The sequence below is a fragment of the Umezakia ovalisporum Ak1311 genome (genome assembly GCF_029891685.1).
Classification (GTDB): domain Bacteria; phylum Cyanobacteriota; class Cyanobacteriia; order Cyanobacteriales; family Nostocaceae; genus Umezakia; species Umezakia ovalisporum.
The window spans coordinates 33,934-55,932 of the sequence record NZ_JANQDJ010000078.1 but is presented as its reverse complement, the minus strand read 5'-3'; the positions used below and the strand labels follow the sequence as shown (position 1 = coordinate 55,932).

Annotated in this window: 15 protein-coding genes; 10 read left to right on the top strand and 5 right to left on the bottom strand. The window is 41.2% G+C overall.

Annotated features, from left to right (window positions below):
* Positions 1-1,681, bottom strand: a 1,681-nt coding sequence (locus tag NWP25_RS15290; RefSeq protein WP_280699714.1) for a Calx-beta domain-containing protein, incomplete at its 3' end; no start/stop codon positions are given.
* Between the two features lie 690 nt (positions 1,682-2,371).
* Between NWP25_RS15290 and NWP25_RS15285 the strand changes: the two genes are divergently transcribed.
* From NWP25_RS15285 to NWP25_RS15255, 7 genes are all read left to right on the top strand, one after another.
* Positions 2,372-3,565, top strand: coding sequence for a bifunctional sterol desaturase/short chain dehydrogenase (locus NWP25_RS15285; protein WP_390904315.1), 1,194 nt, complete (start codon positions 2,372-2,374; stop codon positions 3,563-3,565).
* Positions 3,566-3,693: 128 nt separating this feature from the next.
* A complete protein-coding gene (locus NWP25_RS15280) occupies positions 3,694-4,269 on the top strand; it encodes a TetR/AcrR family transcriptional regulator (RefSeq protein ID WP_280699712.1) in 576 nt (191 codons plus the stop codon).
* Between the two features lie 19 nt (positions 4,270-4,288).
* Complete coding sequence (locus NWP25_RS15275; protein WP_280699711.1) at positions 4,289-5,569, top strand: ABC exporter membrane fusion protein; 1,281 nt, start codon at positions 4,289-4,291, stop codon at positions 5,567-5,569.
* Between the two features lie 36 nt (positions 5,570-5,605).
* The gene (gene devC / locus NWP25_RS15270; protein ID WP_280649559.1) at positions 5,606-6,772 is read left to right on the top strand and encodes an ABC transporter permease DevC; all 1,167 of its coding nucleotides are present in this window, start codon (positions 5,606-5,608) and stop codon (positions 6,770-6,772) included.
* A 37-nt stretch (positions 6,773-6,809) separates the two neighbouring features.
* Positions 6,810-7,562 (top strand): DevA family ABC transporter ATP-binding protein, encoded by a 753-nt coding sequence (locus NWP25_RS15265; protein ID WP_280649558.1) that lies wholly within the window; start codon positions 6,810-6,812, stop codon positions 7,560-7,562.
* 149 nt (positions 7,563-7,711) lie between these two features.
* Positions 7,712-7,918 (top strand): glycogen debranching protein, encoded by a 207-nt coding sequence (locus NWP25_RS15260; protein ID WP_280649557.1) that lies wholly within the window; start codon positions 7,712-7,714, stop codon positions 7,916-7,918.
* A 254-nt stretch (positions 7,919-8,172) separates the two neighbouring features.
* Positions 8,173-8,754: a methylmalonic aciduria and homocystinuria type D protein gene (locus tag NWP25_RS15255; protein WP_280649567.1), complete on the top strand. Its 582-nt coding sequence runs from the start codon at positions 8,173-8,175 to the stop codon at positions 8,752-8,754.
* Here the strand turns inward: NWP25_RS15255 and NWP25_RS15250 are convergent.
* Positions 8,749-9,837, bottom strand: a complete 1,089-nt coding sequence (locus NWP25_RS15250; RefSeq protein ID WP_280649556.1) for a potassium channel family protein — start codon at positions 9,835-9,837, stop codon at positions 8,749-8,751. The two genes, NWP25_RS15255 and NWP25_RS15250, sit on opposite strands and share 6 nt — an antisense overlap.
* 150 nt (positions 9,838-9,987) lie before the next feature.
* Between NWP25_RS15250 and NWP25_RS15245 the strand changes: the two genes are divergently transcribed.
* Positions 9,988-11,271, top strand: coding sequence for an aspartate aminotransferase family protein (locus NWP25_RS15245; protein WP_280649555.1), 1,284 nt, complete (start codon positions 9,988-9,990; stop codon positions 11,269-11,271).
* An 86-nt stretch (positions 11,272-11,357) separates the two neighbouring features.
* On the opposite strand, the gene tsaB is transcribed toward NWP25_RS15245, so the two are convergent.
* A complete protein-coding gene (gene tsaB / locus NWP25_RS15240; protein WP_280649554.1) occupies positions 11,358-12,017 on the bottom strand; it encodes a tRNA (adenosine(37)-N6)-threonylcarbamoyltransferase complex dimerization subunit type 1 TsaB in 660 nt (219 codons plus the stop codon).
* A 137-nt stretch (positions 12,018-12,154) separates the two neighbouring features.
* Positions 12,155-12,403 carry a Ycf34 family protein gene (locus NWP25_RS15235; RefSeq protein ID WP_280649553.1) on the bottom strand — a complete coding sequence of 83 codons (249 nt, stop codon included), beginning with the start codon at positions 12,401-12,403 and terminating at the stop codon, positions 12,155-12,157.
* Positions 12,404-12,487: 84 nt separating this feature from the next.
* Between NWP25_RS15235 and NWP25_RS15230 the strand changes: the two genes are divergently transcribed.
* Together NWP25_RS15230 and NWP25_RS15225 are read left to right on the top strand one after the other, a co-directional pair.
* The gene (locus tag NWP25_RS15230) at positions 12,488-13,765 is read left to right on the top strand and encodes a CCA tRNA nucleotidyltransferase (RefSeq protein ID WP_280649552.1); all 1,278 of its coding nucleotides are present in this window, start codon (positions 12,488-12,490) and stop codon (positions 13,763-13,765) included.
* 526 nt (positions 13,766-14,291) lie between these two features.
* The gene (locus NWP25_RS15225; RefSeq protein ID WP_280649551.1) at positions 14,292-18,098 is read left to right on the top strand and encodes a PAS domain S-box protein; all 3,807 of its coding nucleotides are present in this window, start codon (positions 14,292-14,294) and stop codon (positions 18,096-18,098) included.
* A 43-nt stretch (positions 18,099-18,141) separates the two neighbouring features.
* Here the strand turns inward: NWP25_RS15225 and bchH are convergent, their stop codons facing one another.
* Positions 18,142-21,807: a magnesium chelatase subunit H gene (bchH, locus tag NWP25_RS15220; protein ID WP_280649550.1), complete on the bottom strand. Its 3,666-nt coding sequence runs from the start codon at positions 21,805-21,807 to the stop codon at positions 18,142-18,144.
* Positions 21,808-21,999: the final 192 nt, after the last annotated feature.

Below are 21,999 nucleotides of genomic sequence, written 5' to 3'. Positions count from 1 at the left end.
GTCCCCACAGTAAGTTAAAGCTGGGGTCGTTGGGAATGGTGGCGGCGGTGGTGACAATATAATCAGGCTCGATGTATTCAAATACCCGACTCCTACCGTAGGTGGCTAGGGCTGTTTCTACGGAGGTTGTCCCTGATAGTTCCCAAATTTCTGCCCCGGTGAGTCTGATGTTTTGTGTCTTGACTACTCCCAGGCTATTTTTAATTTCATTGGCTTGGGTGCTGGTAACTTCTGGGTTGAATTTAACTATCAGTCGATTTGGTGCATAAGGCGATGATGGCGTGGTTGTCTCCCTTTGGCTGTTGTTAATGGACGGAGTGAGGCTAAAGTCAGCAGCATCAGCCCCACCGGAAAGGGTCACCGCCCAGTTGACGCTACTTGTACCCGTGGTGTCGCCGCTACGGGTGACGGTGAAGGTGAAGGGGGTTGTGCCTGTGTCGCCTTCTCCTTGCACTGCGTTAAGAGGGGCAATATCTAGGGTAGCTGGCACATCATCATTGAGAATAATTCCCTCTGCGGTGTCTGTGTTGATGATGGCATCCACAGCATCAGATAAGGTCACGCTGAATCCTTCATCAGCTTCATGACTAATGTCACCACTCACATCAACTATAATTTCCTTGGTGGTTTCCCCTGGTGTAAAGGTAACTGTACCTGATGGTAGTGTTCCCCCAAAGTCAGCAGCATCAGCCCCGCCGGAAAGGGTCACAGCCCAGTTGACGGTACTTGTACCTGTGGTGTCGCCGCTACGGGTGACGGTGAAGGTGAAGGGGGTTGTGCCTGTGTCGCCTTCTCCTTGCACTGCGTTAAGAGGGGCAATGTCTAGGGTAGGAGGTGGTGCATCATCATTGAGAATAGTTCCCTCTGCGGTGTTTGTGTTGATGATGGCGCCCACAGGATTAGATAAGGTCACACGGAATGCTTCATCAGCTTCATAACTAATGTCACCACTCACGGAGACTGTAATTTGCTTAGTGGTTTGCCCTGCTGTAAAGGTAACTGTACCTGATGGTAGTGTTCCCCCAAAGTCAGCACCAGTAGCAGGGTTGTCACCCATACCTGTCACCGACCAGTTGACGGTACTTGTACCTGTGGTGTTACCGCTACGGGTGACGGTGAAGGTGAAGGGGCTTGTGCCTGTGTTGCCTTCTCCTTGCACTGGGTTAATAGGGAGAATGTTTACTGCTGTTACGCCATTATTTTCATAAATTCTCAAATTACGGAATTGACCATTACCAGTAGGTGATGTCACATCATGGTCGTTGCTAAAGATGAGATACCGAAAGTTGCCTGTGAAGAAATTTCCCACTGGAATCTTGTAAGTCTTCCACCCGGAACCTGTGACGTAGTTATCAAAGTTTCCTAATCCAAGAGCCTGGGTTCCACTGAGGCGGAATAGCCAATTCAGGCTCACTGAATTATCGTTATCAAGCCCAATGCCGTGAACTTCTCCCTCGATGGTGCTTTGGAAGTCAAATTCTAGGATCGTATTTGCGGTAATGGTATAATTGTTTCCGAAGTCGACTTTTTTCCAAGTGTTACCTTTGAGTTCTAATTGGGTTTGATTTTGTGTAATCGCAAACCCATTAGGGGTAACATCTTGAGCCGGGTCGTAGGAGGAAAGGGGGTACTGACTGCCAATACCGTTTCTTTGTACAAAGAGGTTGTTGATTTGAGACATCTTACTTAATAACTTAATAATTCGAGTGTTTGATTGTGACAACAAAAACTAAAGCAATTTTCGCCCTCTAGATTTAGGCTTTGATAACGCTTGTGGCTCTTTCGGAATCAAAAAAACAATCAACTTCTGGACATGTTGGGCATTTTGACATTCCCCACCCCTAGAATATGGGGGATTCTTAACTTGTTGGGAATCCAAGGACTTTACCCTCATTAAGGATCTTGACAATGCTTTCCGAGTGTTCCTTTGGACAAAACAACTAAACTCAAATCCTCTAAAAAGATAATTTGAGCAGTATCATAAAGTTGATATGCTATTTTCCGATGAGAGTACTTCCTACTATTAGCAATATGTTCATGGAATTCTGCCACCTTCCTTTGTTGCACCAATCTAGGGTTGGGTTGGAGGTCTAAAAAAAACTAAGGATGTTGAGCACACAGTCCATTAGAAGTAGCAACAAAAATCATTAATTCCACATCTAAACTGATTGCTTCTCCTTAGTAAGGTTAACGACATTGATTAAACAACATTTTCGAGTAGCAATTAACATCATAACCGAAAAATCCGTATTTACACATTCACATTTTTTATGTTTAATAAAATTCATACAATAGCGATTAAAATCCACTGTGTAAGTACATGATGGCAACGAATATAAAAAGAAATAGATAAGAATATATTATGTTAATTATGTTTAAGTTACTGAATGCTTGTGTTTCCTTTGCTGGTTGGGGGGTGTTTTCCCTATTACTCGCTGAGGTTTTCAGAGACACTTACCATGTTTTGTGTCACGAAATCAAATGGCTCTCTAAATGGCACAACAAACATCATCAAGTATATCGTCGGGATTTATCCATAGTTTCCCTGCAAGCTTACCAAGATTCCCAGCTTTATCACGATATTGTTGAGTCAATTTTACTAGTTACTGTTTTAACCATTATTGCCCTAGTTTTTCACCACATGGGGTTATGGTTGGGCGTAGTCTACGGCTGTACCTTTTTGTATGGCGCTGCCCTGCGATATCTATCCGGTAAAATTGATACAGACTACAATCATTTACCCGGACCTTTACAAATTATTCCCTCCGTGTGGTGGGTAAATAGAACTTACCACTGGCGACATCATTTTGATGATGTTAATGCCTACTACAGTGGTGTCTTTCCTCTAGTGGATAAAATACTGGGTACCAGTTTATCCCTCAAAGGTAAAACCGTCGCTCTGACAGGAGCATCCGGCGCTCTCGGTCAAGCACTGGCGGCTGAACTCCTCAGGCATAATGCTAAAGTAGTGGCACTAACAACTAACCCAGAAAAATTAGCACCGCAGACAAACTTAAAAATCCTTTCCTGGGAATTAGGTAATGAAGCTGAACTCAGAGATAGTTTAGCAAAAATTGATATTTTGATTATCAATCATGGTGTCAATGTATACAGTAGCCGCACAGCCCAAGCCATCGCCGCTTCTTATGAGGTGAATACTTTCTCCGTATTGCGGTTAATGGATATCTTTTTAACTACCGTCACCGGACCACAAGCCAAGGCCACTAAAGAAATTTGGGTTAATACTTCTGAGGCTGAGGTGTCCCCGGCTTTAAGTCCCCTTTATGAATTGAGTAAACGCACATTAGGAAACATTGTCACCCTCAAGCGCTTAGAAGGAAATTGTGTAATTCGCAAATTAATACTAGGACCCTTTAAAAGTCAACTCAACCCTTATGGAATCATGTCGGCACAGCAAGTAGCTCGTGGTATTTTATTTTTAGCACGACGCGACTACCGCAATATTATTGTGACCATAAATCCCCTCACATATCTGGTTTTTCCCCTCAAGGAAGCTACTACATGGTTATACTACCGCACTTTTAGCAATACGTCTCAGTATTAATCTTTATTAATCCTTAGACATCTTCCACAAAAAATCTAGGGTTGACACTCTTATCTGTTATTTCAGCAAATCTTATGATAACTTAATAAATATCGAATGTTCGATATAGAAAACGCCCAAAATAGAAAATGCCCAAAATAGTTGACCATGACCAATACCGTAAAGAACTACTCGGCAAATGCTTTAATTTATTTGCTCAAAAAGGTTACGCTTCCCTCACCATGAGACAAATTTCTGAGAGTTTAAATGTTTCCACTGGTACTCTATATCACTATTTTCCGAACAAACAATCTTTGTTTGAACAATTAGTAGAAGAGATCAGTCAGCATGATATAAGTTCAGCATTAGCGGAAATCAAAGGAGCGCAAACACTCTCAGAAAAAATGACTGCTATAGGCAAATTTTTAGTTAAAAACGAAGATTACTTTATTAATCAAACTTACATATTAGTTGATTTTTATCAGCATCAAGACAAGGAAAGAATCTACAATAATCCTGTTTTTGAAATTGTTAATCAAAGTTATCAGCAAGCAGTTTTTGATTTTTTAGGTGTTGAAGATCCAGTTTTAACTTCCTTTGTCTTGAGCTTTATTAATGGTTTAATTTTAGGCAAATTATACTGTGATAAAACAATTGATTTTAATGAACAATGTGCCTTAATAGGTAAAATATTGACCCAGTATTTACAAAATCAAAATACATAAGTGAGGAGTAGCTGAAAATATGTTATTGTCAAAAACTAGCAATCAAAAATTAATTTTTTTCGGATTAGCCGCTACGGCTATCACAAGTGCAATTGTTTTTTATGGTATTTCTCAGTCTGGTTTACTTAGTGAAAAAACCTCATCTGAACTTGTAAAAACTGAGCCAATTCCAGCAAAAGTCAGCGCCTTAGGCAGACTAGAACCAGAAACAGAAGTAATTAAGCTCTCTGCACCATTAGAATTAGACGGCGATCGCCTTGCAGAAATATTAGTCAAAGAAGGTGATCAAGTCAAACCTGGTCAAGTGGTGGCAATTTTAGACTCACGAACTCGTCTGAAAACTTCTGTACTCCAAGCAGAAAAACAAGTAAAAGTTGCTCAAGCTAAACTTGCTCAAGTTCAAGCCGGAGCTAAAGCAGGAGCAATTGAAGCCCAACAAGCAACCATTGAACGCCTACAAGCCCAATTACAAGCTGATCAAATAGCTCAACAACAAGCCATAGATCGCACAGAAGCACAATGGTTAGGAGACAGAACAGCACAACAAGCCACAATTCAAAAACTCACAGCAGAATTAAATAATGCTCAAGCCGAATACGAACGTTATCAACAACTATCTTTTCAAGGTGCAATTTCTAGTTCTTTATTTGATAGTAAACGCTTGAGTTTAGAAACCGCGAAACAGCAACTCAAAGAAGCCCAAGCAGTTCTCAACCGCATTAATGCTACCGCCAGCAAAGAACTAGCCCAAGCCAAAGTTGCACTCACCCGAATTAACTCCACAAGTAACAAGCAAATCCGTGAAGCTCAAGCCACACTTAACAGTATTGCCGAAATTCGCCCAGTAGATATAGAAGCAGCAAAAAGTGAAGTTGACAATGCCATCGCTGCACTCAAACAAACCCAAACTAACTTAGAAGCGACTTATGTTAAAGCACCAATACCAGGTCAAATTCTCAAAATTCACACCCGAGTGGGAGAAAAAATTAGTAATTCTGGTATTGCAGATTTAGGACAAACCGCCCAAATGATTGTAATTGCAGAAGTATATCAAAGCGATATTAGTAAAATCAAACTAGGACAGCCAGCAGTCATTACCAGCCAAGGATTTACCGGTCAATTGCGAGGAACAGTTTCTCAAATTGGTTTACAGGTAAACCGACAAAATGTTTTTAGCAACCAACCAGGAGAAAACCTAGACCGCCGCGTCATAGATGTGAAAATTCGTTTGCATCCGGAACACAGTAAACAAGTAGCAAGCCTAACTAACTTACAAGTAGAAACAGTAATTGAACTATAAAAAGTAGCTCTATCCCCAGACAAAATTCCTTTAATTATGCTTTTTAAACTATTTCGTAAAACTCCCCTAGCATGGCGACAGTTAATCAAAGAAAAAACTCGTCTGTTAATTGCAGTAGCAGGAATTTCTTTTGCTGATATGCTCATGTTCATTCAACTAGGTTTTGAAGGTGCATTGTTTGATGGAGCCATCCAACCTCACCGCAACTTACAGGCAGATTTAATCTTGATTAATCCCCAATTTCAAACTCTATTTTCCGTCAAAAGCTTTTCCAGAGAAAGACTGTATCAAACATTAAGTTATGAAGGTATACAATCAGTTAACTCTGTCTACATTGCCACTGGACAATGGCGAAATCCCGAAACACGTATTGATCGCTCTATCTTAGTTTGGGGGATTGATCCAGTGAAACCTGCATTCAAAATTCCCGCAGTACAACAAAATCAGCATCATCTTAAACAATTATATCAAGTGCTGTTTGATCAAGCCAGTCGTCCAGAATATGGGGCTGTGAGTCAGATATTGCAAAAAACAGGCAACTTTCACACAGAATTAAACAATAAAGCTATCAGCGTAAGAGGCGTATTTATTAATGGTGCTTCTTTTGCTGCTGACGGTAACGTGATTACTAGTGATTCTACCTTTTTACAACTCTTTCCAGAACGTCAAAGCCATCACATAGAACTAGGATTAATTACACTCAAACCCGACGCAAACCCAGAAAAAGTGCGATCGCAGCTCATCGCAGGTTTACCCAATGATGTTAGAGTATTGACACCAGAGGATTTTGCTCAAGTAGAAAAAGAATACTGGGCAACCGTCACTGGTATTGGTTTTATTTTCGGTTTAGGAGCAGTAGTCGGCTTTATTGTCGGTATCGTCATTGTTTACCAAATTCTCTACTCCAACGTTTCCGAACACCTACCAGAATACGCCACTCTCAAAGCAATGGGTTATGGCGATGGCTATTTGTTAGGAGTCTTACTACAAGAATGTTTATTTTTAGCTGTGTTAGGTTATATACCTGCTTTTTTCCTTGCCATTGGCATATATCAGCTTACCCTAGCTGCCACAATGCTACCCATAGCCATGAAATTAGAACGGGCGATAAGTGTATTTATTCTCACATTAACAATGTGCAGTATCTCAGGAGCCATCGCTATGCAGAAGTTACGCACAGCAGACCCCGCAGATATTTTTTAACTTGCACCCAGCCAAAATATTACCATCAAAACATCTCATGTTGCAAAACTCTGTAACGCTGAATAACCCCTCAAATATTCCTGGAGAAGAACCAATAATTGCTGTGCAAAACCTGAATCACTACTTTGGTGAAGGTAACCTGCGTAAACAAGTTTTATTTGATATTAATTTACAAATCAAAGCCGGTGAAATTGTGATTATGACGGGACCATCCGGATCGGGAAAAACAACTCTGTTAACCCTCATGGGTGGACTGCGTTCTGCCCAAGAAGGTAGTCTAAAAATCCTAGGACAGCAAATTTGTGGAGCCAGCAAAGCAAAGTTAACTAAACTTCGTCGTCACATTGGCTATATTTTCCAATCACATAACTTAATGACTTTTCTAACAGCTAAAGACAATGTGAGAATGTCCCTAGAGTTGCATAACGAATTTTTAAACCAGGATGTTAACGCCAAAGCCATGGCCATGCTAGAAAATGTGGGTTTAGGAGATCATGTTAACTACTATCCAGAGAATCTCTCCGTAGGACAAAAACAAAGAGTAGCCATCGCTCGTGCTTTAGTCAGCCACCCAAAAATTGTTTTAGCAGATGAACCCACTGCTGCACTTGACAAAAAATCTGGGCGTGATGTTGTGGAATTAATGCAGAAATTAGCCCAAGAACAAGCTTGTACAATCTTGCTGGTTACCCATGACAACCGCATTCTTGATATTGCTGACCGAATTATTTACATGGAAGATGGTCAATTGAAAACTAATAATATCGATGTTGAGACCAAAATGTACTAAGTATAGACAATTGATTCCGTCTCTCCAAATCCTTTTTGTAGGGTGTGTTGTCCCCCAGCGCCACCATTCTTGATGTTCCCTGGGTTAAGACCTTACCAAATTGAATCCCCACTGCTGAAATTATTCTAAAATCACCAAGGAAATCTCCTATGACAATTTGGGTAAACGAACAAATCGATCCTTGTGGCATGATTTATGCTTGTATTGCTTGTTGCGATGAATCACAAGCCAAAGATTGTCATGAATCCTTTCAAAAAAACTTGACTGATAGCCAAAAATCTGCCGGCTGGGTAGCAAAATTGCGAATAGTTAATTCTTGGGATGAAGTACCCGTGAATGCGCTGAAACTTGATTAATCATGTATGAATCTAATAAACCAAAAAACTACTGCAATTTATTCTCAAATACCCATAAAATTTCGGTATTAAAAGTAGTCATTTTTTCCAGTATAGGCGAATAAACCATCAAAATGCCCTGAAAAAATCGGCATTTATTGCTAAAAACTTTCCCATCACCTCACTTATTATCAAAATTTGATGAGTTTTAGGAAGTCTTAAGAGTTATCATCATAGCAATAATCAAATGTAAAACTTGCAAACACCGAATTAACATAGTGAACTATCCACAAGTTTACACTTCGGAGCAAGGCTGTCCCATTAAATTAGTTGGCAAAACAGGACAAGCGGTTCAAATTTCCATTCATTCACCCAGTCAGTATATCTGTGCCAACTGCGAACAGATATTACCAGATTGGAAACACCAACCTTGTTTATGGGTTGTAATTGTCTTACAGCAATCACGTTATCAACTACTAAAAAGTACCACAGAAACAGAAACAGAGAAAGAACGCCTGCGAGAAAAATTTATGCGGTTTGGCTGTGACCTGGCCTTTAAATTGCGCGATGGCGGTTATTTAACAGACCTAATTGATCCTCGAACTGGCTATCCCTTACTTTCTCGTCCCGGTGCAATCCCCCACAATGACACAGCAGTTGTCAAAGACTTACTCAACTATCCAAGGATCAAAAACAAATGTTGTGTCTTGATTCATCCTCTTTGGGGTGCAGCAGTTTATCCCAGTATTTTAATCTCAGTAGCACCGCCAATCATTATCGAAACTGTCACCAAAGATATCGCACCTTTACACGGATGGAATCAACAGTCAACAGTCAATAATGAACACTTCCTATAATCCAGATTCCTGGGATCTTCCCATATTTCTGGGTCGTTGCCGTTTTTGAGAATTAATGGGCATGAGAATTTGGTTCAAATTACGCAACTGTTCAGAAGTACCCATACAAATTAGCGTATCTCCTGGTAATAAAACAGCATCACCAGTGGGGCCACCAATCAGGTGGCCATCAGCGCGGCGAATAGCGATGACTAATGCTCCAGATTGCGATCGCAACTTAGCTTGTTTTAAACTATTACCCACAAGAGGACACACCAACGGGTCTACTAAAAATTCTTCCATATAAAACTGGCGGTCTTGACCCGAAATAAAACCATCCACAAAATCCAGTACTTGGGGTCTCAGGGCCGCAGCTGCCATGCGCTTACCACCAGTAATGTAAGGTGAAACCACAATATCAGCACCGCCACGTTGTAATTTTTTTACAGATTCTTCTGTACTTGCCCGTGCGATGGCGCGAATTGCTGGATTCAGTGTTTTTGCTGTTAACACAGTATATAAATTTTCCGCATCAGAAGGTAATGCAGCCACTATACAAATTGCTCGTTGAACAGCAACTTTTAATAATGTATCATCCAGAGTCACATCACCTTGGTATGCTATGTAGTTTTTTGCTTGTGCCTGTTCCACCGAGTCTGGGTCTGAATCAACCACCACAAAAGGTACCCCTTCCGCCTCAAATTCCTTGGCAATTTGACGACCCGTGCGACTAAATCCACAGATAATGTAATGTTGTGTAAGTGATTCCATTAACCTTTTCTGTTGCCTTAGTCTAATTCCTTCTTGAAAGTAGCCTTGAATCACCGCTTCTGTAAATCGGTTGACAATGTAACCGATATTGATTACACCTAACATAATCAAAGCAATTGTAAACAATCGTCCTCGGCTACTCAACGGATTAGTCTCCCCATAGCCCACAGTAGTTAAAGTGATAACTGTCATGTAAGCCGCTTCTTCCCATGACCAACCCTCCATGAACTTGTACCACAAAGTGCCCACCAGGAAAACACCACCTAGGGAAATAACCCCTATGGTTAGTTCTTGTTGGAGTCGTCGATATTTTTTCTCAAGTGCGGAATACAAAGTTTTATCACTACTAGGATTTTTTCCAGGACATGAACCCTTGGGTTAAAAAAAAAGTATCAGATTTAATAAATAAAATGTTATTTTTAATAATTTCTAGGAAACTAGTAAGTGAGTATTAAAGTTAAAGACTTATCAGGAGGCGCGGTCGTGAGCATAGAAACTTTAATTGAGCAAGCTACCATCCCCCCAAAATCAAGTTCTATGTCATCCAGCCCTTTTGCAGCTGAGAGCTTCAATCAAGCCGTGATGTCAACCTATAGCCGTTTTTCCCTAGCCCTAGACCGGGGTGCTGGCTGTCGGGTTTGGGACACCCAGGGACGTGAATATCTGGACTTTGTAGCCGGAATTGCCACCTGCACCCTAGGACACGCCCACCCAGTTATGGTAGAAGCGGTGACACGCCAAATTCAGAAACTCCATCATGTTTCTAATTTGTACTATATTCCAGAACAAGGTCAACTAGCCCAATGGATAGTTGAACATTCCTGTGCTGATCGTGTATTTTTCTGTAACTCTGGAGCAGAAGCTAACGAAGCAGCAATTAAACTGGCTCGGAAATATGCCCACACAGTTTTAGACATTGACAAGCCCATTATCTTAACAGCCAATGCTAGTTTCCACGGCCGAACCTTGGCAACAGTTACTGCTACAGGACAACCCAAGTATCAAAAATACTTTGACCCTTTAGTACCGGGTTTTGAATATGTACCCTATAACGATATTAACGCCATAGAAGCAGCAATTAGTGAATTAGACGAGGGTGATTATCGCGTAGCCGCAATTCTCATTGAACCTTTGCAAGGAGAAGGTGGTGTCCGTCCCGGTGACATGGCTTACTTCCGCAAGCTGCGCCAAATTTGCGACGAAACAGGCATTTTGTTGATATTCGACGAAGTGCAAGTTGGTATGGGACGCAGTGGTAAGTTATGGGGCTATGAACATCTTGGTGTAGAACCAGATATCTTTACCAGCGCCAAAGGTTTGGGTGGCGGTATCCCCATTGGAGCAATGATGAGCAAGAAATTCTGCGATGTCTTTCAACCAGGAGAACACGCCAGCACTTTCGGCGGGAATCCCTTTGTTTGTGGTGTAGCCCTAGCTGTTTGTCAGACTTTAGCAAAAGAAAATATTTTGCAGAATGTCGAAGAACGAGGTAGACAGTTGCGAAATGGATTAAACCTCATCGCCGCTAAATATCCCAGTTACATTACTGAAGTCCGGGGTTGGGGTTTAATCAATGGCTTAGAGTTACAAGCCGATATAGAGCTGACCGCAGCCGATATTGTCAAAGCTGCCATGGACAAGGGCCTATTACTAGTACCAGCAGGACCCAAGGTTGTCAGATTTGTACCACCTTTGATTGTTACCGAAGCGGAAATCAATTTAGCATTGTCGGCTCTTGAACAAGCGATCGCTTCTCTTACCACTTAGTTTATACCAGCGAGGATGGGTGTTTGTGCCTGTCCCTCGCTTTTTTCACCCTCCAGGAAAGCACAACTAAAAAAAATAACAGCAGTTTACACTTCCACAGGATGCTGCCCATAATATGGTAGAGCCTCGAACCAATCAGGACGTTTACCTTCTTGCCAATCCAAATAAGCCAATGCCAAAATACTGCCAACAGTCCCAGCCAAACCAGATGTAGCTTTAATTAAACTATATTCACCATGCCAATTAGCTAAAGTTTCCTGCCAAGCTTCTGGTGTAAATACAGCATCTGGTAACAACACCCTCATGCTTTCCTCATCAACAAACAATTGATAAATAGCACCAAAAACCCTTCCCCGTTGTCCCGGCATTTCTACAGCCACAACCACCGATGTTTCTTGATTTTTCCCTTTTTCAGCCCAAGCCACTGCTGCTAAAGTCGAAATAGCAAACACCGGTATATTTAACTGTTGCCCCAAAGTCCGGGCAATAACAACACCAATGCGAGTACCCGTAAAACCACCAGGACCTCTAGCCACTGCAACAAAAGCTATATCCCTCCAAGTTTGGGGTTTAATAAATTCTATTAAGTATTGATGTACATAACTAGATAAATCATACCCCAAATCCCAAATATGAGAGCGAGTTTCACCAGCAAAATTACCAATAGCCAACCCCAGTTCGCGAGTTGTAGTGTGTAGAGATAAAGCGTATTTTTTGGCTGCAAACTGTTCAAGTTCCTGAGTCAAGGTTAATTAAAAAATTTATTATTTCAAGGTTATTTATTTATTCAACCATATAATCCCTAGTTTATGTTGAATATCAAACCCACGACTACTACAGAAAAAAGTAGTAGCCGTTTATAATATCGAGTAATTATCTTTAATCACGTAGGTAATAGTTCACCAGGACGCAATTTTGACCATTTACCCATTTCCTCCTTAAAGCTCACACAACCGACCACATCCCATTCCATTTCAATCACATCCTCTTTTGTGCGGATGTTCACATTAATGGAAGGTTCATTCGGGTTAAAAGTAGGATTTCCAGTTAAGTGGGGCTGTTGATGCTGTGCTTCTACAGCGTGGTAAGTCTCACAACGATCTACATAGTGGCAGTTCACACAAATACACATAATAGAACTGACTCCAAGAACCTTTCTTTATTGTTAATCTAACTTAAGCCCAACTTTTATTCACTAGTTGTTGGGTTGATTTTTATGACAATCCACGGTTTGATATATCCTACTCTACTTCCCCAAAATTGGCCCTTTAGCTTAGAATGGTTGCCACAACCTGCTTATATGGTGGGTGGTGCAGTAAGAGATGCCCTTCTCAGCAGAACTCGCGAATACTTAGACCTAGATTTTATAATACCATCTGATGCCGTGCAGGTAGCTCAGTCCATCGCCCATCATTATCATGTTGGCTTTGTCCTACTCGATCCCCAAAGGCAAATTGCCCGTGTCGTATTTCCCCAAGCTACAGCCGATTTCGCCCAGCAGGAAGGAGGGAGTCTAGAAGCTGACTTACACAGAAGAGATTTTACAATTAATGCCATCGCTTATGACCCCCATACCCAACAAATCATCGACCCTTTACAAGGCCAAATTGATTTAGAACAGGGTATACTGAGGATGGTATCACCAGCAAACCTCAAAGACGACCCTCTGCGATTAATGCGCGCATATCGTCAAGCAGCCCAACTTGGTTTTACCATTGAGCCAACCACCCAGGCAACAATCAATACCTTAGCATCACACATCACACAAGTCGCCCCCGAACGAGTACGGGTAGAAATTAATTATTTATTAACAAATTCTCAGGGGACATTTTGGCTAATCAAAGCCGCAGAGAATAATTTACTTGCCCCCTTCTTCAAAAATGCTACCCCCACAAGCTGGAAAAAACTAGCACAAGTGGACACAGTAGCCGCCTTAATTGCCCAAAATTGGTTCCCACTGCATCTAGAACTACAACAGTGTATACGCGAAACAGTCAAAACTACTTGGTTAGCTACTGCTAAACTTGCTTGTCTTGTTCACCCCCAACCACAACAAGCTAAAAAAGAACTCAAAGCACTAACCTACAGCGATGCGGAAGTTAAAGCCGTTACCACTGCTCTTAAACTCCTTCCGAAGCTAAAATCAGCCCATATGTCTGTGCGAGAACAGTATTTTTTTTTCCAAGCAGCAGGGAATGTATTTGCAGCCACAGTAATTTTAGCTTTAGTAGATAATATTTTGCTATCTGCCATACCTGAGGAGCAGTGGCTACGCGCCTACACACCATTAATTAGCCGCTACCTGAACCCCAATGATTTAGTTGCTCATCCCACCAAACTCGTAAGTGGTGAGGACTTGATTGTAGCATTGGACATTCCACCTTCGCCAAAATTGGGCGAATTATTAAGAGAAATTGCCGTAGCTCAAGCTGAAGGAACAATTTCCACCTTGGAAGAGGCCATAGCCTTAGCGAAGCAGTTATTGCTACTCTAGTTACAAAATCTACTGAAATTACTGTAATCAATCCTCTTGTCATGCTGGCATTTTGCCCGCGCAACTTTGACAATACAGATTCAACTATTCCATTTTCAGAAGCATTTTTCTTGATAATTGCCTAAAAATAAAGATTTTACCTGACCATCCCCACTTGGTATTTGTGCTGATTTTGAGATTTGTAACGCTGTTAACTGTCAGTTTAAAACATCTTCACAAAATTTACTTTCTCTCATATCTTTCAATAGTTTCTATTCTCTTATCCATTCGTCAATTAGCAAAATAGAATCATTCAGATTACTATCCAAATGTCAGCAAAAGCTAAAAGATAGAGTTTCCATAAATAAAGTCAACTTCCATAAATTTAGCCATGACTGTGGGCTAAAATATAAGTATAACTGATGCCAATATTTTATATATTCATTTATATGAACCCATCAATAAATCAACATATCTCATCCAATAACAAATAGCTATAAAAAGTTTATTTCGCAAAAATCACCTTAAAAAACTAGAGTTTTGGCTAATGAAAAATCAAGAAAATTACCACGAGCCAAAGGTTGCTGACTTATCATTGCGAGAAGCTATTACTGAGTTTTTAAGATTACATACACCTATGGATTATTCCCAGGCACAAAAAATCAAATTAACAGAAAGTCAAAAACGAAAGTTAGTAATTAGAGATACAGAAGAAGAGGGAATAATTTTTCAACTAGCCGATACAACCATACAAGGATGTAATTCTGTAGCCGAGAAAATTCTAGGCTATCCTCAGCAACAAATACTTGGCAAAACTTTTTTTGAACCACCTTGGCAAATGATTCATGAAGACGGGTCACTTGTCACACCAGCAACTCATCCCCCTATAGTTGCTCTACAAACCAAGCAGCCATGTCAAAATATTGTTATCGGCTTTTATCAACCAACTGGCAAGCTAAGTTGGTTATTGTTAAACTGCCAACCTTTATTTTCAGGTAATCAAACTAATCCCTATGCTGTTGTAATTACATTTATCGATATTACTGAAATCAAGCTCCAACAATTGAGCAGTGATAGCTCTATTAAAATAAATAAAAAATTATTAATAACTGACAACCGCAGTCAAAATTATCAAGAATTATCAGCAAGTGATTTTTTAAATTTTTCCCTTGACTTATTATGTATTACGAACTTAGATGGGCAATTTCATCAAATAAACTCTGCTTTTAGTCAAACCCTCGGTTATTCATTTGCAAAACTAATTACTTACTCTTGGATCGATTTAATTCATCCAGATGATCAAGCTGCAACTCAAGCACAAATAAATAAACTAACAACAGGTATACACAGTATTTTTTTGGAAAATCGTTACCGTTGTCAAGATGGGTCTTACAAATGGCTGAGTTGGACATTAACTAAACTTCAAGAAGCACAACTTATATATCTCATCGGACGGGATATTAGTGCTTATAAGCCAGAGAGCAAACAACAGGTTGTAGAATGTACAGCACAAATACTACCAGCCAATGCCATCTTAGCTGAACGAGAAGTACTTTACCGCACCCTCATGGAGCATATCCCCAATGGTGCTGCTTACTTATTTGACCATAATTTCCGCTACTTGGTATGTGAAGGTACAGAATTAGCCGTAATAGGACTAGAAGCCAATTCTATGGTCGGCAAAACCCTCCGGGAAATCTTTCCTCAGGAAACTTGCCAAGTCATAGAACCTTTATATCGTGCTGCTTTATCAGGCAAAACCACAGTTCAAGAAATTACTTATCAAAATCAAATCTACAAAACTCACACTGTTCCTGTGCGAAACCAGGAAGGAAAAATTTTTGCCGGTATGCACATACAGCAGAATGTCACTAATTACAAGCAAAACGCAGCTATTTTGTCCTTACAAAATCATATTTTAGAACTTATTGCCAAAGGTGTATCTCTCCATGAAGTATTGCTAACTTTAGCTCACTCCATAGAAGCTAGGTTAAATCAAGTTTTTTGCTCCATCATGTTACTAGATAAATCGCAAACCAAATTACATCTTGCTGTTGGCCCTAGCCTACCAGAGAAATATATTCAGGCATTAGCAGACGGTGTACCTGTAGGTCCAGAAATCGGCAGTTGCGGCACAGCTGCCCATAGCAAACAAACAGTAATTGTCTCAGATATCGCTCAAGATGTGAAATGGGTAAAATACCGCGATCTAGCCTTGGATAGCAATCTCCAAGCTTGTTGGTCTGCCCCTATTTTAGATAGCCAAAACAATGTCTTAGGAACCTTTGCACTATACTACTCCACACCCCGCACTCCCCAACAATCAGAACAACAATTGATTGAAAATGCATCTCACCTTGCAGGAGTAGCCATCGAGCGTCATCGCTCAGAACAAGCATTGCAACACAGTGAATATCAATTGCGCTTAATCACCGAAACTATTCCCCAACACGTGTGGACGGCACTACCTAATGGTACACTAGACTACTATAACAAAAGGTGGCGCGATTTTACAGGTAAGACACTGGCACAAATGGAATCTGATGGGTGGTATGATATTGTTCATCCAGAAGACTTACCACGAGTGAAAAAACTGTGGAACCAGTCTGTGCAAACGGGCAGCGAATATCAAGCAGAAGCACGCTTACTTTTTCACACTGGAGAATATCGTTGGATTTTAGGACAAGCACTACCTTTACGTGACCAAAAGGGAAATATAGTTAAATGGTACGGCACTAACACTGACATTACGGATCATATCCAAGCCAGGGAAGCTTTCAAACAAAGTGACTTAAATTTCCGCACTTTAGCAGACACCATGCCACAAATTATTTGGACTGCCAGGCCTGATGGTTGGTTAGACTACTATAATCAGCGTTGGTTTGACTATACAGGCATGACTTGGGAGCAAACACAAGGTTGGGGCTGGCAACCTGTACTCCATCCCGACGATGTGCAAATGTGCGTAGATATTTGGCAGCAATCCGTTAGTACAGGTAAAAATTATGAAGTAGAATACCGCTTCCGTCGTGCCAGTGATGGACAATATCGCTGGCATCTGGGAAGAGCTTTTCCTTTACGTAATCACAAGGGAGAAATTATCAAATGGTTTGGTTCTTGTACGGATATTGATGATCACAAGCGGGCAGAATCAGCTTTGTTAAATGCCTTGCAACAGCAACAAATCGCCCGTGCAGAAGCGGAAAAAGCCAATCGCATTAAAGATGAATTTCTCGCCGTTCTTTCCCATGAACTCCGGACACCACTTAACCCCATTCTTGGTTGGATTCAGCTGTTGAAAACCGGCAGGCTGGAGAAAGCTAAAACTAATCAAGCAATAGAAACCATTGAACGCAATGCTAAATTACAAGTAGAACTAATTGAAGATTTGCTAGATTTATCACGCATTCTGCAAGGCAAACTGACCTTAAATGTTTCCAGGGTCAATTTAGCCAAGATTATTTCCGCAGCATTAGAAACTGTGAGTGTGGCAGCTGCTGCCAAAGAAATTACCATTGACACTCTGTTGCAAGAGAATATAGGGCAAATTACAGGTGACCCAGCTCGCTTACAACAAATTGTCTGGAATCTTTTATCTAATGCCGTTAAATTTACTTCTCCTGGGGGACGAGTGGAAGTACGCCTAGAGAAATGTGATTCCATGGCTCAAATCCAAGTCACTGACACAGGCAAAGGTATCAGCCCGGAATTTATGCCGTTCATATTTGATTACTTTCGTCAAGAAGATAGTTCAATTACCAGAAAATTTGGAGGTCTAGGCTTAGGACTAGCAATTGTCCGGCACTTAGTAGAATTACATGGGGGTACTGTTCAGGCTCTAAGTTTAGGTGAAGCACAGGGAGCAACTTTCACTGTCAAACTACCATTACCTAAACCCATAACAACTTTCAACCAGATATCCCCTCAATCAACACTACTAACAAACAATGGGTCACCATCAGGAAGTTTGAATTTAAGTAGGATGAAAATCCTAGTTGTCGATGATGATCCTGATTCGCGAGATTTTATCGGCCTTGTACTCACAATTTATGGTGCAGAAGTCACCAAAGCAGCATCAGCATGGGAAGCATTACAAATCATAGTGGAATCCCAGCCAGATGTTTTAGTCACTGATATAGGTATGCCTTATATGGATGGCTATGAATTATTACAGAAACTTCGCGCCTTACCAAAAGAAATAGGTGGACAAGTTCCCGCCATTGCTTTAACAGCATTTGCAGCAGAGTTTGACCAACAACAAGCCATCGCCGCAGGTTTTCAAATGCACATACCTAAACCAGTGCAACCCGAAACCTTAGCCGCAGCAGTAGTGCAATTAAGGTTTGTTCAATAAAACTCCTCAGAGCCAACCATAGCCTCAGCCTAGTTGCAATAATTCATACAATCACTCCTTCCAACTGTTCATCCGTTAAATCATATAACTGGCGTAACTTATCTAACTTATCTTCATCCCCCTGCCATAAACCCCGCCCATGGGCCTCCAACATTCTGCCCAAAATATTACGAAAAGCTTCAGGATTTGCCTTACGTAACTTCTCTGCCATTTCCGCATCTAAAGCATAAGTATCAGCAGCTTGGTCATAAACCCAATTATCTTGAAAATCAGCAGTACCACCCCAACCAATTAACGCCGTCATTCGTTGGGAAATTTCAAACGCACCACCAGAACCTTGATTCGCCATTGCTTGCGCCCACTTAGGATTAACTAATTTGCTGCGGTACTCCATTCTGAGCAAATCCTCTAAATTGCGGGGTGTAGTATCCTTCGAGAAACTTTCCACAAAACTAGTAGCCACCTTTTTACCGCGTTGCTTTTCTGCTGCCTTTTTCAACCCGCCAGTATTAGCGTAATATTCCTGAATATCAGTTAAACCATATTCCACAGAATCGATTTCTTGGACAATGCCATCGCTTGTTCTTAATAAAGTATTTAAAACCTCTGGCCTAGCTTTACCCTTATCTTCCCTACCATAGCTAAAAACATTCCGACCTTGCCAAGTATCACCCAATTCTTCCCCAGATTCCCAATTACCATCAACCACTTGATCATTAACCAAAGAACCAAAATCGCCAGCAGGATTAGAAAATAATCTTGCCGAACTATTTTCTACACCCTGAGCTTGCAAAGCTAAAGCGTGCTTTCTAATAAAATTCTGGTCTTCTGATTCATCAACATTAGCTGCCCGTTGAAACAAATCATCCAATAACTCAATAATATTCACAAAACTATCGCGAAAAATCCCCGACATATTCCCCAAAATATCAATACGGGGATGTCCTACCTCAGCCAAAGGCTTCAACTCATAACGGACAATGCGCCCAGTACCCTCCTTCACAGGTTCCGCCCCCACCAACTCCAACAAAATACCCAAAGACTCACCCTTAGTTTTAATCGCATCCAAACCCCATAACATCACCGCCACCGTTTCCGGATACCTCCCATGTTCCGCTAAATGCTGGGCAATAATTTTCTCACCAATTTCCCGTCCCCGGGCAAAAGCAGCAGGAGAAGGCATTCGATAAGGATCTAAAGCGTGAATATTTCTCCCCGTAGGTAACACCCCAGCACCATCCCGCAACAAATCACCACCAGGCCCAGGCAGAATATACTCACCATTCAAACCCCGCAACAAATTCTTTAACTCATCACCACATTGCATCAACAAATCAGTCACTAGCCCCTCTTCCTCTCTGCACCTCTGGGATTCCTCGCCAAAATAAGCCTGCAAATACGAAGCCAACTCCTCCTCATTTGGCGCTTCCCCCAAAATATGCAACCCAGAAGAAAACAACCGACTTTCCAAAACTTGCAGATATTCGTACAAATCCAGCAAATACTCATCAAAAGCATGAGCGCTAAACATTTTCACATTCTCAGGACTAAAACCAATCCCCAAACGTTTAGCATCAGTAAATGGACAATCAGCATCTAAACCAGTATCAACAATCTTCTTACAAATCACCTCCTTCACAGCATAATTCCTCTGGGGATCTTCGCGATATTCTGAGATCAAATCCCGCAAAGACATTAACTCTTTATACAAACCAGCCCGACCATAAGGCGGGACATTGTGAGAAATTAACACCCCGTAACCGCGACGCTTCGCCAAAATCGACTCAGAAGGATTATTCGCCGCATATACATATAGGTTAGGTAAATTACCCAATAAAATATCAGACCAACAATAACCAGTATTACCTAACGGCGAACCCGGTAACCATTCCACCGTCCCGTGCATACCAAAATGAACCACAGCATCCGCTGCCCATTCATTTTGTAGCCATTTATAAAAAGCCGCATACTGGGGATGAGGAGTTAAATCTCGTTCAAACATTAACCGCATCGGGTCCCCTTGTATACCTAAAGGAGGTTGTACACCAATCCAAACATTACCTAACTGCACACCCCCAATATGTAATTCCTCCCCATAGGTTTTAATTCCAGTTCCTCTCAGAGATTGCCATTGTTTTTCAATCCGGGAAGTTCGCAGATATCCCAACCATTTTTCCAACTTACGGACATGAACAGTATTAGCAGATGCGGGAAAAGATTTATTTTTTGCCCATGTTTCCATTTCTTCATCTGCTACTTTCACCCGACGAATCAACTCTTCCCCATCTTCGGGAATATCCCCCACTTCATAACCTTGGTCTTTGAGGGCCTGGAGAAATTTAACCAAGCTACGGGGAACATTCAATAAAGCCGCAGTCCCCACAGCACCATAACCAGGGGGAAATCCATATAAAATAATTGCTACTTTCCGTTGGGATGGGGACTTTTGACGTAAATTAATCCAACTTTTCACTCTCCCAATTAACCGCTCTACTCGTTCAGGAACTAAATAAATTTTTTCCCCCACCAACCCCCCCAGGGGAATAGTATCAATAGCTCCATCGAGTTCAGGTAAAGCATATAGTACTACACTTTGCAATCCACCAATACCTTGACGCGTCCATGAGTAAATATCTTGAATCAGCAGTGGTGCAGCCACAATGTACGGTACATTCTTAGCTGCAAGGATCCGTTTTGCTACTTCCACTTGACGGCCTGCTTCCATTGAACCAGCCGGTCCACCCACCAGAGGAAAGCCAATGGTAGAAACAATTGCCTCTACCTCCACCGCCTCATCCCTCAGTGAGGGAGTTTCGATATTACCTTGCTGTCGTTGCTGGGTTTCATAATCGCTTGTCATCCAATCCCGTACCGCTACGTGTCCTTCTACACCGTTAATGAAAATCGGTAAGGGAATTAAACCCCCAGCCTCAAAACAACGAATAAGTTGGGAAATGTATCCTTGTTTAGTGATAACATGTTTGCGGTATAATAAAATTCCCACCACCGGAAGCTGAGAAATTTTACTCTTGTTCTGATTTTTATACCACTTTAAATACTCACGGGGAGATGTGAAAAATCCTTCGTACTCGGGATGAAGTAACCCCATATTCGGCGTTTCTTGTGGTGGGGGAATATCCCCCACCTTTAAGTTTAAATATTTTTCTGCTAATACCCAGAATAAAGCGGCAACGTTTTCCGAACCGCTAGCGTTCCAGTATCCATAGATAATTAACCAGTTACGTAAATCTTGGACTTTTTGCACTGGCACAAATTTCAGCAGTTTAGGTCCGATTTTTAAGAAACTAATATAACCAGCAAGTTTGTCCTCTTCCCGTCCATTGCTAAATTTGTCGAGGATAAACTTAACTGGTTTCGGTATCCCTTTAGGTTGATCCCCAATGGCAAAGTTACCCAACTTGGTTAAACTCATCAATTCTAAAGCTGACTCAAACACCAGACGGATGGGAATTTGGGCAATGCGATCGCGTAGCCATAAAACCTGATCATAATCAAATAATAAGCTACCGAAAAACACATCAGCCTCCTCAAGAGCTGCTTCAACCACGGCGCGCTGACTGGTAATATTACCATCGCTAAACACCCGAATATCTAAATCAGGACAGCGTGATTTAGCCAACTCAGCTCCTTTCCTGTACAAGTCAGCATTAAATGATTCAAACCCAGCAATCAAGACAATGCGTTTCATCTCACAGCTACGAAATATCTTTTTACTAACGATCTTAAACTTGGTTTCAGTTAAATGAGCCCTTCTCAAAAACTAATTCCGTAATCCACCAAAAGACTGAAAATTATTAGCGACAAACAACTATTTGCCAAATTGGCACCTTTTCTCATTGTTAAGCTGCTATTCTCAGATTCGTGAATATCTTTGTGCGAC